Source organism: Amycolatopsis sp. lyj-112 (genome assembly GCF_046549055.1).
Taxonomy (GTDB): Bacteria; Actinomycetota; Actinomycetes; order Mycobacteriales; family Pseudonocardiaceae; genus Amycolatopsis.
Window position 1 is genome coordinate 175,272 of the sequence record NZ_JAJPWS010000001.1, and the last position, 14,306, is coordinate 189,577.

The window sequence follows — 14,306 nt, forward strand, 5'->3', positions numbered from 1 at the left end:
GAGGGCCACCCTCAGGGACTCAGAGTCCCTCAGGGTGGCCCTCACGTCACGTCAGGCGGCCCTCGCCGCGATCCTGACGGCAGGACGCGGTCGCGCGGCGGCGGTTCGCCGAGCGGCCCGCAACTCTTCCAGCACTCCGGCGGGATCTTTGATGAGCTGGGAAGGCAAGGTCTGCACGACGACGATGCCCGCCTTCGCATACTGGTTGTTGCGTGCCAACGTCCGTCGATAACCATCGCGATAGAAGTGAAAGTCGACCGAGTCGATTTCCCAGGCGAGTGCCACGTCGTCCCACCAAGCGTCCGGACGTCCGACGTAGCCGCCGTCACTGTCGCGAATCTCGGGATTCCAGTGGCTCGGCTCGCTGGCAAGGCGGCGGCTGATGATCTTCGCCCTGGCTTCCGCGACGGAGCGGAGTTCCTTCCACTCGGCGAGAACTCTGCGCGGGATCGCGGTTCCGCGTGTGGTCCCTTCGTCCAGTTCCAGGGCGAGCGCCTCGGGGGTGGAGTGGCCGCTCTGTACGGCTTCGATCAAGAGGCGCCCGATCGGTTCGACCGTCCGAAGACGACGGCACGCATCCGTGGTGGCACGGGTCGGTGGAGCCAGCGGGACCTCATCGCGCGTCCACGCGTTCGGCAGCCTGCGAGTGCGTTCCACGGTCACGAACCCGGTGCTGAGGATTTTGTGTTCATGTGGGACGAGGACATGGATGCCTTGTCCCACAGGGAGTTCTCCAGCGCGCATCCCGTGACGGCGGCACGCCTCTGCTCCGGTTATCCGCGCTTGAGGTCCCGCGTACAGCAACGCGGCGATCACCAGTTCATCCTGAGTGGGCTGTGCTGCGTGAAGGAGAATAATCCCGGGTAGCAGTCGGCGCCATGGTCCGCCGGGCAGACATCTTCGGTAGATGAGCCGGCTGCTCATGTCGAGTGATTCGAGGGTCGCCGCCTTGATGACGCCGTCGCGGCTGCGCTGCTGGAGCAGTTCCGGGTGATCGGCCCACCGGCCACGTTTTTTCATGATCAAAGAATGGGCGGCCACCAGGAGCTCGCGCCAGACCCTCTTTCCTTGCCTGTGGATAACTCACCCCTTGTGGATAACTCCCCGGAATGCGCGTGAGGGCCACCCTCAGGGACTCAGAGTCCCTGAGGGTGGCCCTCACGCGCATTCCGCGAAGCCAAGCGGAGCGAAGTGACTACCAGCGGCGTTGCGACTACCGCGTCGGGTCCTTGCCGTTCGGCTGCCGCGGCCCGGGTCCCGGCGACCACCAGCCCGGCACGACCTTCTCGCGGTGGATGATCGTCGGCGCGATCCCCTCGGTGAACGGTTCCACCTGCAGCAGCTGTCCCCACGACTGGCTCGGCTGGCCGATCAGGTAGCTCGGCACCTCGGGTTCGTCGGCGACCTCTTCGAGCCAGCCGATCGGACCGCCGTTGGTGCTGGACGCCCAGTTCGCCTCGTCGGCGACGGCGCCCGCGGTGATGCGGTAGTCGGGCATCTTCGAGATGCCGTCGTGCGAGGTCACCGGCTGCACGCACGGGTAGACGAACGACGCGGGCCAGTCCACGTAGACCGGTTTCCCGGCGATCTTCTCGGTCAGCGTGGTGAACGTCGGCACGCGCGGCGCGGACGCGGCGATCCAGCCGTCCTCGGTGAGGTCGTTGTCGACGATGTTGATCCGCACCGACGTCGTCTCGGGCGGCAGGTCACGCAGGTTGATCCGGGTGTCGTTCCAGCCGTTGGTGCCCGCGCCCGGTGGAAGCGCGAACTGGCTGCGGAGGACCTTCACGCCTTCGCCGGTGTTCACGCCGTAGTCGAGGCTGACCGACGTCGGACGGCGAGAGGCGCCCGCGGTGGCGACCACGATCTGCCCGTCCCCGGGCTTCTCGGCGAGCGCGTACCAGTCGCTGCGCAGCCTTCCGGCGCGCGTTTCGGGGTCGAGGAAGTTGCTCCACATCGGCACTTCGTCAGGCTTGAACCCGTGCGGCGGCTCGGCGAGCGGGTCCTTGTCGTCCAGCGCGCGGGTGTGGAAGCCGGTCTGGACGCGGCCGTTGTCCTGTTCCGGATCGGGCAGCGGCGGGGTCGTCCCGGCGGGCGGCTCTTCCTTCTCCACCGGCACGGTCCGCTGTTCCGGCTGGGCCCGCAGGATGCTGGTCGCGGCGTCCCGTTCCACCATCACGTGGTCGGAGAGGTTGCAGCTCTTGCCGGACAGATGCCCGAAGTTCGCGGCGCCGAGGCTGTAGGAACCGGCCTGGTTGTGGATCGCCCAAGCCATGCTGACGAACTCACCCGTCGCCATCAGGCCGCAGACGACGACCAGCGAGAGCGACCCGAGCCGCAGCGACCGGCTCCGGCCTTCCTGCGGCCCGGCGGGCAGCCCTGGCCGGTGTGCGCGGACGTTCTCCACGAACGCGTACACGCCGGAGATCGCGGCCGCGACGAGCAGGATCGTCGACAGCGGGATCCCGCCGATCGACGGCGCCACCGCGGTCCACTGCACGCCGAGTTTCGAGACGAACCAGAAGGAGTTGGGCCCGGTCGCGGCCAGCGCGCCGACCACGAGCAGCCCGGCGAGGAACGCCGCCCGGTTGCGTCTCGAGCGCAGCACCGTCGAACTGGTCGCCAGCGCGGTCAACGCCGCCATGGCCGCGCCGACGGCGGCGAACGCGCCGAAGTGGTGCGTCCACTTGGTCGGGGTCAGCGCCAGCAGCAGGAAGAACAGCGCGACCGTGCCGATCAGGCGGCGGCTGGGGCCGAGCGAGGCACCGGGGATCCGGCCGCGGCGCAGCAGCACCACCAGGCAGGTCCCGGTGCACAGCAGCACGAGCAGCACCGGGAACCGGCGTGGCGCCGATCCGTCCGGCAGGCTCTCGAAGAGCAATTGGTAGCGCGCGAGTTCCTGGAACCACGAGAGGTTCGGGCCGACCTGGGTACGGATCCGGGTCGCCTCCTGCACGGTGGCGAAGGTCTGGTCGGCGAACACCACGACCAGCACCAGCAGCCCGGCGGCCAGCACCGGCGCGAGCACCGGCAGCCAGCCCTTCTCGGCGCGCTGGCGGACCAGTTTGAACAGCGGGCGGGCGGCGACCAGGAACGGCGCGACCGCGATCAGCCCGGTCGGTGTCGCGGCCAGCGTGAATCCGGCGGCGGTCAAGCCGAGGCAGAGCGGCAGCAGACGCCGGGTGACCAGCGTGCGCTCGACGGCGCAGATCGCCAGCAGCGAGCCCAGCGCGGCGACCGGTTCCGGACGGACCCCGTTGTTGAACGGCATCCACCAGACCAGGAACACGGCCGCGGCGGCCCAGCCGGCCGCGCGGCTCGTCCGGACCTGGGTGCCGAGGCGGGGCATGACCTCGCGGCTGATCAGCAGCCAGCTCATCACCCCGAGCAGGAACGACGGGAGCCGGATCCACGGCGGCACCGTGCTGACGTGCGACATCAGCTGGAACACGTGGTAGAACCAGCCGAACGGCGCTTCGGCGACGCCGAACCAGCGGTGATAGTTGGTCAGGTAGCCGGTGTCTTCGGCGACTCTCGACATCGTGAGGATGTAGCCGTCGTCCGAGGTGACCGGGCCGATGAAGACCCAGGCGCCGAGCGCGATGATCACCGTCGCGTCGCGGGCGGTCAGCCGCCACCAGCCGACCGGCGCCCAGCGCGGCGCGCGGCGGGCGGAACCGGAGTCCATCCGCCACACCGCGATCAGGCAGCCGATGAAGGCGAGCGCCGCGAGCGCCCCGACGAGGGATTTCCAGACCGTCGGCGAGGTCTGGTAGCGGGTGTCCGGGACGACCGAGACGTGCAGGCCGGTGATGGGGTCCTTGCCCGCGTTGATCGAGGAGTAGATCCCGACCAGCCGCGGCCGGACGTCGCCGTCGGCGTGGAACACGACGGTCTCGGCGACCGACAGCGTCATCTGGTTCGCGTCCGCCACCAGTTTGACGTCGCAGTTGGTCTGTGACGTTGACTGCTGTGACGTCGACTGAGGAGGCAGCGGCTGCTGCGCGATCTGCTGGCCCTGGCTCGAGGCGAGGAGCACGCCGTTGTCGATGCGCAACTGCAGGCCGACGCCCTTGCCCGCGCGCGGGTCGGTGCGGCCGTCGGGCACGGTGGAGAACAGGAGCGCCTGCCCCTGCGAACGCGCGTCCAGCGAACGGATGGCCGTGCACGGCACGTCGACGCGCAGGTCCTGCGCCCAGTACCCGGTCAAGGGCGCGTTGACGGAGCGGGTGTCGCCGCCCGTTGGCCAGACGACCTCCGCTGTGTCCTGCACTACCGGCAGAAAGGGGAAAGCCAACGCGCACAAGGCGGAGAGCAACCCCAGCGTGACAGCGATCAGACGCATCGACGCAACGCTAACGGGTCTGCTCCGAACGGCTTACGCAGGGATGCCCTTGGTCGTGACGCAGAGCCAGCTCAAGGCTTCCTGAACGGTCGATACGCTGGTCGTTCCCGATCTCGGAGGCCGGCGGACGACGATCACCGGGAGGCCGAGTTCACGGGCCGCGGTGAGCTTCGCCGCGGTCATCGCGCCACCGCTGTCCTTGGTGACCAGGACCTGGATGTGGTGCCGCTCCATCAGCCCGCGTTCCTTCGCCGGTTCGTACGGCCCGCGGTCCAGGAGGATCTCGTGCCGCCGGGGGATCGGCGCCTCGGGCGGGTCGACGCAGCGGATGAGGAACCAGAGGTCGTCGAGCCCGGCGAAGGCCGCCAGTCCCTGCCGTCCGCTGGTCAGGAACACACGTTCGCCGAGGCCCGGGAGCAGCCTCGCGGCGTGATCGAGGTCGTCGGCCCAGCGCCAGCTGTCGCCGGGCTGTTCCGTCCAGCCCGGCCTGGCCAGCCTGAGCAGCGGCGTCTTCGTCTCGCGCGCGGCCACGACGGCGTTGGCGCCGATGCGTTCGGCGAACGGATGGGTGGCGTCCACCATCGCGGTGACGTCGTTCTTGGTCAGCCAGCGAGCGAGCCCCTCGGGGCCGCCGAAGCCACCGACGCGGACTTCGCCCTCAGGCAGCTTCGGCCGTGCGACGCGGCCCGCGAGCGACGAGATCACGTGCTCGCCGCGCGCCACCAGTTCCTTCGCCAGTTCCCGGGCTTCGCCGGTGCCGCCGAGGACGAGGACCGTCATCGCGCGACGGCGTCGCGCCAGCGTTCGAGCGTGCGCAGGTTGGCGAGTGTTTCCGCCCAGGTGAGTTCGGGCGCCTGCCGGTCGGCGAGGTGCGTGGCGACGTGGTCGGCTTCGCGGGCGAAGAGGCCCTGCGTCGCCTCGACCTCGATCACCTCGGGCTCGCCACCCTCCGGCGTGAGGATGATCTGCGACGTCTTCGGCTTGCGCAGTTCGTGGATCCACGCCGGCTTCGGCACGTAGAGCTGTCCTTGCGAGCCGTACACACGGATGTGATCGTCCTGGGTCAGCCGGAATCCGCAGGCCAGCTGCGCGAGGATCCCGCCGGGCAGCCGCAGCAGACCGAAGGCGACCTCGTCGACGCCGTTCTCGTCGAGCTTCGCCATCCCGAGCACTTCTTCGGGCTCGACGACGTCTTGCCCGGTCGCCGCCTGCGAGACCAGGCGCGCGAGCGACGTGCAGTAACAACCGACGTCGAAGATCCCGCCGCCGCCCAGCGCCGGATCGGTCAGCCGGGGGACGACGAAGTTGTAGCTGAAGGCGACGTCGACGGCCTGGATCTCGCCGATGGCGCCGCAGGAGATCAGTTCCGCCAGCCGCCGGATCTGCGGGTGCAGCCGGTACATGAACGCCTCCATGAGGAAGACGTCGTTGACGCGGGCCGCTTCGATGACCTTTTCGGCTTCGCTGACCGATACCGTCAGCGGCTTCTCGCACAGGATGTGTTTGCCCGCCTCGGCCGCGCGGATCGCCCATTCGCCGTGCAGCGGATGCGGTGTCGAGATGTAGACCGCGTCGACGTCCGGATCGGCGAGCAGATCCTCGTAAGAGCCGTAGCACTTGGGGATTTCGAAGCGGCTCGCGAACTCGGCCGCCCGATCGCCGGAGCGCGCGGCGACGGCTTCGAGCCGGCCGTGCTTGCTCTCTTCGACGCCCGCCGCGAACTCGGCGGCGATCGTCCCGGCGGCCAGCAGGCCCCAGCGCAGGTTTCTCACAGTGACTCCGTCTTTACAGTGATTCCGGTTGACTAGCGCGATCACGGGTGGCCGAGTACAGGAAACTGTCGGGAAACCCTTCGGCGGCAAGGACTTCGCCGACGAAGATCATCGCCGCCCGGCTGATCCCGGCTTCGCGGGACTGGGCGGCGATGGTGCCGAGTGTCCCACGCAGCACCTGCTCGCCGGGCTGGCTCGCCAGCGCCACCACGGCCGCCGGGCAGTCCTCCTTATAGAAGGGCAGCAATTCGCCGACTACTTGCTCGATGCGGTTGATCGCCAGGTGCAGCGCCAGCGTGGTCCCGGTGCGCGCGAAGTTCGCCAGCGTTTCACCCGATGGCATGGCGGTGGACCGCGCCTGCGCCCGCGTGATGACCAGGCTCTGGCCCACCTCGGGAACGGTCAGTTCGCGGTTGAGGAGCGCGGCCGCGGCGGCGAACGCGGGTACGCCGGGGGTGACGTCGTAGGGCACGCCCGCCGCGTCGAGACGGCGCATCTGCTCGGCGACCGCGCTGTAGATCGAGGGATCGCCGGAGCAGAGCCGCGCGATCTCGTGGCCGTTTCGGTGTGCGTCGACCATGCGCTCGACGATCGCGGGCAGGTCCAGGTTCGCGGTGTCGATGAGCACTGCCTCCGGAGGGCAGTACTCCAGGAGCGCTGTCGGCGTCATGCTGCCGGGGTACAGGCAGGTTTCGCAGCGGGCGAGCAGGTCGCGGCCGCGCACGGTGATGAGGTCGGCGGCACCAGGGCCCGCGCCGATGAAGTGGACTGTCATGGCCTGCTCCCCGGTGTTCTGGTCCACTGCGTGACGACCCGCGCCGGGGTCCAGCCGGTGAATCCGCCCAGCGGGGCGGCCTGCTCGACGCCGACGCGGATCAGCTCGCCACCGTGTTCGGTGTAGGCGCGTGCCAAGGCCTGCTCGGATTCGAGCGTGACGCCGTGCGCCACCAGCCGCGCGCCGGTCGCCAGGCAGGCGTCCAGAACATCCGGAACGGTCAGCCCGCCGCCGAGAAAAATCGCGTGTGGCTTGGTCAGTCCATCGAGTGCTTCCGGCGCGGCACCGATCACCACTTCGAGTTCCGGGACGCCGAGGGTGTGCGCGTTCCGGGTGATCCGCGCCGCCCGCTCCGGTGACCGCTCGATCGCGATCGCCCGGTTCAGCGGATGCACCCGGGACCACTCGATCCCGACGCTGCCCGCGCCCGCGCCGACGTCCCACAGCAGTTCGCCGGGCGACGGCGCGAGCCTGGCCAGCGCGGACGCGCGGAGGTCGCGTTTGGTGAGCTGGCCGTCGTGCTCGAAGGCGTCGTCCGGCAGACCGGTCAGCGGCAGGGCGGGGCCGTCGGCCTCGATGGCGAACACGGTCAGCGAGCCTGGGCCGACCCGCTCGTCGGGGCCGCCGAGGTCGGACAGCGCGGTGACACGGCTTTGGTCGTAGCCGCGGGCTTTGAGCAGGTCACGCAGGTCGTCGGCGCTCGCCCCGAGCACGAGGATCCGGCGGCCCGGCGCCAGCGCACGGCTCACGCGGCCGATGGCGCGGCCGACGACGGTGACCACCTCGGTCTCTTCCGCCGACCAGCCGAGCCTCGCGCGGGCGAGTGTCACCGAGGAGAGCGCGGGCAGGATCTCGACGTCGTAGCCGCGCTGGATGAGCGTCGTGCCGATGCCGGACAGCAGGGGATCGCCGCTGGCCAGCACGCAGATCCGGCCCCTGTCCGCCAGGAAGTCGTCCAGGGTGGGGAGCAGGGGACTGGGCCACGGCTCGGTTTTCACCTCCGAGGGCAGGTACGCGAGTTGTCTCGGCGAGCCCACGACGACGTCCGCGCTCAGCACCGCTTCCCTGGCCTGCCCGGACAGGCCGGGCCAGCCGTCGGCACCGATGCCGACCACGGTGAGGGGTGATTTTTCGCGCACGTTCGTCACGCTAGACGACGGATTTCCTGTGCGATGATCGGCCGGAGGTCGTCGACGATGAGGGAGAGCTGTGAAGCCGTACCCGTTCACCGCCGTTGTGGGGATGCCGGATCTGCGCCTGGCGCTGGTGCTTTCCTCCATTTCTCCGGCCGTCGGCGGGGTGCTGGTGCGCGGTGAGAAGGGCACGGCGAAGTCGACGATGGTCCGGGCGCTCGCCGGCCTTCTGCCCGGTGTCGACGTCGTGGACGCGTGCCGGTTCTCGTGCGATCCCGTCGAGCCCGACCCGGCCTGCCCGGACGGCCCGCACGCCGAGGGCTCGCCCGCCCATCGCCGTCCCGCCCGGCTCGTCGAACTGCCGGTCGGCGCGGCCGAAGACCGCGTGATCGGCTCCCTGAACCTGGAACGTGCGCTGGCCGACGGCGTCACCGACTTCCAGCCCGGCCTGCTGGCCGCCGCGCATCGCGGGCTGCTCTACGTCGACGAGGTCAACCTCCTCCACGATCACCTGGTCGACACCCTGCTCGACGCCGCCGCCATGGGCCGCGCGACCGTCGAGCGCGAAGGCGTCTCGGTGTCGCACGCCGCACGCTTCGTCCTGATCGGCACGATGAACCCCGAGGAAGGCGAACTGCGCCCGCAGCTGCTGGACCGCTTCGGGCTCACCGTCGAGGTCGCCTCCAGCCGCGATCCCGAACTGCGCGTCGAGGTCGTCCGGAGGAGGCTCGCCTACGAGGCGGATCCCGACGGTTTCGCCGGCCAGTACGCCGCGGCAGACGCCGAACAGGCGGCCGACATCGAGGCGGCACAACGACTTCTGCCGACGGTGAAGCTGCCGGACGACGCGTTGCGGCAGATCGCCGAGGTCTGCGCGTCCTTCGAGGTCGACGGGATGCGCGCGGATATCGTGACCGCGCGGACGGCCGTCGCGCACGCCGCCTGGGCCGGGCGTACCGAGGTGACCACCGAGGACGTCCGGGTGGCCGCCCGGCTCGCGCTGCCGCACCGCCGCCGCCGGAATCCCTTTGACGCACCGGGAATTTCCGAGGAGCAGCTGGAGCAGGCGTTGCAGGACGCCCAGCCCGAAGATCCCGGTCCTGACGATGACGGCCCAGGTTCCGGTACCCCTCCTGAGGGTGGCGAGGCTTCGGACCCGCCGCCGTCGCCGTCGGAGGGTGATCAAGAGCCTCCGAACGGCGGTCAGGGCGGTGAGCAGAAGCCGGTCCGCGCCGGAGAAGCCTTTCGTGCCAAGCGTTTCGAGGTGAAGGGCACTGGAGAGGGCGCCGCCGGACGCCGGTCCCGGGCGATCACCGACAACGGGCGGACCATCGGTGTCCAGCCCGCCGGGATCAAGGACGGGCATCCGCATCTGCTGGCCACCGTCCGCGCGGCCGCGCCGCACCAGCGTTCCCGCGGTCGCAGCGGCGCCGGGCTCGTACTGCGTTCGCAGGACCTGCGGTTCGCCCGGCGAGAAGGGCGCGAGGGCAACCTGGTGCTGTTCTGCGTCGACGCGTCCGGGTCGATGGGCGCTCGCCAGCGGATGCGCGAGGTCAAGACGGCCGTGCTGTCCCTGCTGCTCGACGCCTACCAGCGACGGGACAAGGTGGGCCTGGTGACCTTCCGTGCCTCCGGTGCCGAACTCGCCCTGCCGCCGACGATCAGTGTCGACGCCGCGGCGTCCCGTTTGGACGGTCTCACGACCGGCGGCCGGACGCCTCTGGCCGAAGGACTTCTCGAAGCGGCAAGGGTTCTGCGCATCGAAGCCGTACGTGATCCGCAACGTCGTCCGCTGCTCGTCGTCGTCACCGACGGCCGCGCGACCAGCGGCGCCGACGCCGTCAAGCGGGCTCAGCAGGCGGCCGGGCTGCTGGCCGGGAACGTGACGTCGGTCGTGATGGACTGCGAGAGCGGCAAAATGCGGTTGGGGCTCGCCGCCGAACTGGCCGAACACCTGGGCGCGGAACACGTCCCGGTCACCGAGGTCGCCGCCGACACACTCACCGGTGCCGTCCACAGTCGGATTTCAGGAAGGGCAGCGTAATGCCCCAAGGCAAACCGGAAACAGTACCGGCCGACGGACTCACCACGCGTCAGCGCCGGAATCGCCCCTTGCTCGCCGTGCACACCGGTGAGATGAAGGGGAAGTCCACCGCCGCGTTCGGTATGGCGTTGCGGGCGTGGAACCAGGGCTGGTCGATCGGCGTGTTCCAGTTCGTGAAATCGGCGAAATGGAAGGTCGGCGAGGAAGCCGCGTTCCGCGCGCTCGGCAAGCTGCACGACGACACCGGCGAGGGTGGGCCGGTCGAATGGCACAAGATGGGCGAGGGCTGGAGCTGGGCACGCAAGTCCGGTTCCGAAGAGGACCACGCGACCAACGCCCGTGAAGGCTGGGCCGAGATCAAACGCCGCCTCGCCGCCGAGACGCACGACTTCTACGTCCTGGACGAGTTCAGCTACCTGCTCAAATGGGGCTGGCTCGAAGTCGACGACGTCGTCTCGACGCTGACCTCGCGGCCGGGTCACCAGCACGTGGTGATCACCGGGCGGTACGCGCCGCCGGAGCTGATCGAGGCGGCGGACCTGGTCGCCGAGATGACCAAGGTGAAGCATCCGATGGACGCCGGGCAAAAGGGCCAGCGGGGGATCGAGTGGTAGCTCGCGTGGTCATTGCCGCGCCCGGGTCCGGGCACGGCAAGACCACGATCGCCGCGGGGCTGATGGCCGCGCTGCGGGCTCGAGGGCTCGAGGTTTCCGGGCACAAGGTCGGGCCCGACTTCATCGACCCCAGCTATCACGCGCTCGCGACCGGTCGGCCGGCGCGGAACCTCGACCCGTTCCTGCAGGGCGAGGAGCAGCTGATTCCCTTGCTGCTGCACGGTTCCGCCGGAGCCGACGTCGCGGTCATCGAAGGCGTAATGGGCCTGTTCGACGGTGCGCTCGGCACCGAGGGCTATGCCTCGACGGCGCACGTCGCGCGGCTGCTGGACGCCCCGGTCGTGCTGGTGGTGGACGCTTCGGCCGCGTCGCGCAGTGTCGCGGCGACCGTGCTCGGGTTCGCGCAGTACGACACCAGCGTGCGGCTCGCCGGGGTGATCCTCAACAAGCTGGGTTCGCAGCGGCACGCGGACGAGATCGTCACCGCGCTGGAGGCGACCGGGGTTCCGCTGCTGGGAACGTTGTACCGCAACAAAGAGATCCACGCCCCGAGCCGGCACCTCGGTCTGGTCCCGGCGGCCGAACGGGCCGCGGAGTCGGCGCGGCTGCTGCCTGAACTGGCCGGGTGGATCAGCGAGGGCGTCGACCTCGGCGCTGTCATGCAGATCGCGCGCTCGGCTTCCCGCCTGTCGGGTGAGCCTTGGCGGCCAGTGTTTTCTCATGACGGCCCGCGCACCGTGGTCGCCGCCGCGGCCGGTCCGGCGTTCACCTTCCGCTACACCGAGACGGTGGAGTTGCTGACCGCCGCCGGTGTCGATGTCGTCGATGTGGATCCGTTGCACGACAAGGAACTTCCCGAGGGATGCGCCGGGTTGTACTTCGGTGGCGGCTTTCCCGAAGTGCACGCCGAAGAACTCTCGGCGAACGTCCCGCTGCGGACGGCGGTCGCGCGAGCCGTCAACGACGGGATGCCCGTCGTGGCGGAATGCGCCGGGCTGCTCTACCTGTGCCAGGACATCGACGGGATGCCGATGGCCGGCGTCCTCGACGCTTCGGCCCACATGACCAAACGGGGGAAACTCGGCTACCGCAAGGCTTTCTCTCCCGCGGACAACGTCCTGGCCGTCGCCGGTCAGCGCGTCACCGGTCACGAGTTCCACCGCACGGTCCTCGAACCTGGCAGCGGGCCGACCCCGGCCTGGGGCTGGGACCGCACGCCCGATGGCTTCGCTTCGGCGTCGCTGCACGCCTCCTACCTGCATGTGCACTGGGCCGGGTATCCCGAACTCGCCGAGCGGTTCGCCGCCGCGGTGCATGCTCATGGCTGACTACGATCTCTGGCACCACGGCGATCGCGAGGTCGGCGAGGGCTTGGTCGACCTCGCCGTGAACGTACGGCTTCCCGTGCCGCCGTCGTGGCTGCGCGCCGAACTTGCGGCCGCCTTGGACGATCTGGCCGCCTATCCGGACGTCACCGCCGCTGTCACCGCAGTGGCGTCCCGTCATTCGGTTCCGGTGTCCCAGGTTTTGGTGACTTCCGGTGCGGCCGAGGCTTTTACTTTGCTGGCCACGGCTTTGCGACCGTCGCTTGCGGTGGTCGTGCATCCGCAGTTCACCGAACCCGAAGCCGCTTTGCGCGCGGCCGGTCATCCGGTGCACCGGATGCTGCTCTCGCCTGACGACGGCTTCCGTTTGCGCGCTGTGCCTGAAGAAGCCGACTTGGTCTTCGTCGGCAACCCCACGAATCCGACCTCCGTGTTGCATCCGGCCGCGGACCTCCTCGCCTTGGGGCGGCCTGGCCGTCTGGTCGTCGTCGATGAAGCGTTCCTCGACGCCGTCCCCGGTGAGACCGAAAGCGTTGCGGGGCAACCCGGTTTCGCCGTCCTCCGGAGCCTGACGAAGACGTGGGGAATCGCGGGACTGCGGGCCGGATACGTCCTGGCGGATGAGTCCGTTGTGGACAGTCTGGGCGCGGTGCAGCCGCCTTGGTCGGTGTCGTCTCTCGCCGCCGTCGCCGTGGTGGCTTGTTGCCGTCCGGCGGCTTTGGAGGAAGCCGAAAAGCTCGCGGTCGCGGCCGAGTCGGATCGGGAGTACCTGGTGTCCGGGCTGACGTCGCTGGGTGTCGAGGTGCTGGGCGAGCCGCGGGGCCCGTTTGTGCTCGTACGGCTGCCCGGTGCGTCCAGCGTCCGGGAACGGTTGCGCGAAGCCGGGTTCGCTGTGCGACGCGGGGATACCTTCCCGGGGCTGGACTCGCGTTACCTGCGGATCGCCGTGCGGGACCGGGAGACGGTGGACGGTTTCCTCAAGGCACTCGCCGCTGCGATGTGAGGCGTCGGCCGGGTGGCGGTTTCACGTGACTGGACGGACGACACGTGTGACTGGACGGACGACACGCCCGCAGCCGGATCCCGCCCCGTGTCGTCCGTCCAGTCACGCGAAACCGCCGTCTGCGCACCGCCAAGCGGGATCGCAAACTCGCCCGACGTAGGTTCTTGGCCCTAAAGATCAGTACGAACCCGTCAGAAAGGCGGCGGCTCGTCGTCGGATTCAGGTCGTGGGTCGTGGAGTGGTTCCGGTGTGGCGGTGTAGGTGTGGCCGCTGGGGGTGGTGATGGTCATGCCGCCGTTGCCGGTGGGCTCTGCCGACCAGCCGGGTTCGTTGCGGAGCAGGTTGTGGATCTTGCAGTAGCCGTGGCAGTTGTGGTGGTTGGTCTTTCCGTTCTGCGCCCACGTAACGATGTGGTCGATCTCTGAGAACTCCGCCGGACGATGGCAGCCCGGCTGGGTGCATTCCCGATCCCGAGCCTTGATCAACCGCGCCAGCGACGCCGGTGACCGGTACTTGTCGGCACCGGCTTCCAAGAGCTGACCGGTGGCGGGATCAGTGATCAACCGCGACCACGTCGACTTAGGGTCCGAGGCGATCTCCCGAACGAGCCAGTCCGGGATGTGCCCGTATCCGGCGAGGAACGCGGGGTCGTTGCGGACACCGGTGAGGGTCAGGAAATCCACGTACACGTGAATGTGTGCCTTCGGCTTACCGTGCCCGTCTTCGGCCAACAAGCGTTCGGCGAACAGATCAGCCCGATGCTGATCCAACGTCTTGGACTTGTCAGCGTCCCGTCGAGTACGCGCACCACGATCGAGCGAGGCATAAACGGAACTCGCGATTTCCGAGGGGAGATATCCGGAGAGGGTGGACATGGTCTCGCCCTCATGCCCCAGCGACACATGACGCATCGCCCGTTTCTTCGCCGCCCGCTCGCGATACCCATCCCGGTCGTACTTCTGCACTGCCCAAGCGACCGAACTACGAATCGCACCCGGGTCACGGTCGGCGAGGCGAGACGACATGTGCTCATCGACCAGCCCGGCGACCTCGTCGGAGACTTCGCGGGTGAGCTGGGTGACCTTCGACGCCTTGAACAGATCGATATCCCCACAGTCCAACGCCGCCAACGTCTTCGGCAACCGAGACACCAGAGCACACGAGATTTCGAGCAACAGGAACGCTTGATTACGAGAGACCGAGAAGCGCAAAGCGACCTCCTCGGTCACCGATCTTCGCGACCCACCCCAGTCAGCGAACTCCGCTAACGCACGCACCTGACGACCCTGCGCCCG

At 69.2% G+C, this 14,306-nt stretch carries 11 protein-coding genes; 4 read left to right on the forward strand and 7 right to left on the reverse strand.

Annotated features, from left to right (window positions below; genetic code table 11):
* Window positions 1–51: 51 nt before the first annotated feature.
* From ACLJRL_RS00820 to cbiE, 6 genes are all read right to left on the reverse strand, one after another.
* Complete coding sequence (locus ACLJRL_RS00820) at window positions 52–1,041, reverse strand: hypothetical protein (protein ID WP_410654025.1); 990 nt, start codon at window positions 1,039–1,041, stop codon at window positions 52–54.
* Between the two features lie 172 nt (window positions 1,042–1,213).
* Window positions 1,214–4,345, reverse strand: a complete 3,132-nt coding sequence (locus ACLJRL_RS00825; RefSeq protein WP_410654026.1) for an arabinosyltransferase domain-containing protein — start codon at window positions 4,343–4,345, stop codon at window positions 1,214–1,216.
* Between the two features lie 33 nt (window positions 4,346–4,378).
* Complete coding sequence (locus tag ACLJRL_RS00830) at window positions 4,379–5,125, reverse strand: cobalt-precorrin-6A reductase (RefSeq protein ID WP_410654027.1); 747 nt, start codon at window positions 5,123–5,125, stop codon at window positions 4,379–4,381.
* Window positions 5,122–6,117, reverse strand: a complete 996-nt coding sequence (locus tag ACLJRL_RS00835; RefSeq protein WP_410654028.1) for a Gfo/Idh/MocA family protein — start codon at window positions 6,115–6,117, stop codon at window positions 5,122–5,124. The genes ACLJRL_RS00830 and ACLJRL_RS00835 overlap by 4 nt, the downstream gene beginning before the upstream one ends.
* Before the next feature lie 13 nt (window positions 6,118–6,130).
* A complete protein-coding gene (gene cobM / locus ACLJRL_RS00840; RefSeq protein ID WP_410654029.1) occupies window positions 6,131–6,892 on the reverse strand; it encodes a precorrin-4 C(11)-methyltransferase in 762 nt (253 codons plus the stop codon).
* On the reverse strand, window positions 6,889–8,040 hold the full coding sequence (gene cbiE / locus ACLJRL_RS00845; RefSeq protein ID WP_410654030.1) for a precorrin-6y C5,15-methyltransferase (decarboxylating) subunit CbiE: 1,152 nt from the start codon (window positions 8,038–8,040) through the stop codon (window positions 6,889–6,891). The genes cobM and cbiE overlap by 4 nt, the downstream gene beginning before the upstream one ends.
* A 61-nt stretch (window positions 8,041–8,101) precedes the next feature.
* Between cbiE and ACLJRL_RS00850 the strand changes: the two genes are divergently transcribed.
* Genes ACLJRL_RS00850 through cobC form a run of 4 tightly spaced genes read left to right on the forward strand, consistent with a single transcriptional unit; the run spans window position 8,102 to window position 13,011 of the window.
* Window positions 8,102–10,069: a putative cobaltochelatase gene (locus ACLJRL_RS00850; protein WP_410654031.1), complete on the forward strand. Its 1,968-nt coding sequence runs from the start codon at window positions 8,102–8,104 to the stop codon at window positions 10,067–10,069.
* Window positions 10,069–10,683, forward strand: coding sequence for a cob(I)yrinic acid a,c-diamide adenosyltransferase (cobO, locus tag ACLJRL_RS00855; protein ID WP_410654032.1), 615 nt, complete (start codon window positions 10,069–10,071; stop codon window positions 10,681–10,683). The genes ACLJRL_RS00850 and cobO overlap by 1 nt, the downstream gene beginning before the upstream one ends.
* Before the next feature lie 5 nt (window positions 10,684–10,688).
* Entirely contained in the window at window positions 10,689–12,011 is a 1,323-nt protein-coding gene (locus ACLJRL_RS00860) for a cobyrinate a,c-diamide synthase (RefSeq protein ID WP_410654033.1), read from the forward strand.
* Window positions 12,004–13,011, forward strand: a complete 1,008-nt coding sequence (gene cobC / locus ACLJRL_RS00865) for an Rv2231c family pyridoxal phosphate-dependent protein CobC (protein ID WP_410654034.1) — start codon at window positions 12,004–12,006, stop codon at window positions 13,009–13,011. The genes ACLJRL_RS00860 and cobC overlap by 8 nt, the downstream gene beginning before the upstream one ends.
* 191 nt (window positions 13,012–13,202) lie before the next feature.
* Here cobC and ACLJRL_RS00870 read toward each other — a convergent pair whose 3' ends face one another.
* Window positions 13,203–14,288: a DUF222 domain-containing protein gene (locus tag ACLJRL_RS00870; RefSeq protein ID WP_410655116.1), complete on the reverse strand. Its 1,086-nt coding sequence runs from the start codon at window positions 14,286–14,288 to the stop codon at window positions 13,203–13,205.
* Between the last annotated feature and the right edge of the window lie 18 nt (window positions 14,289–14,306).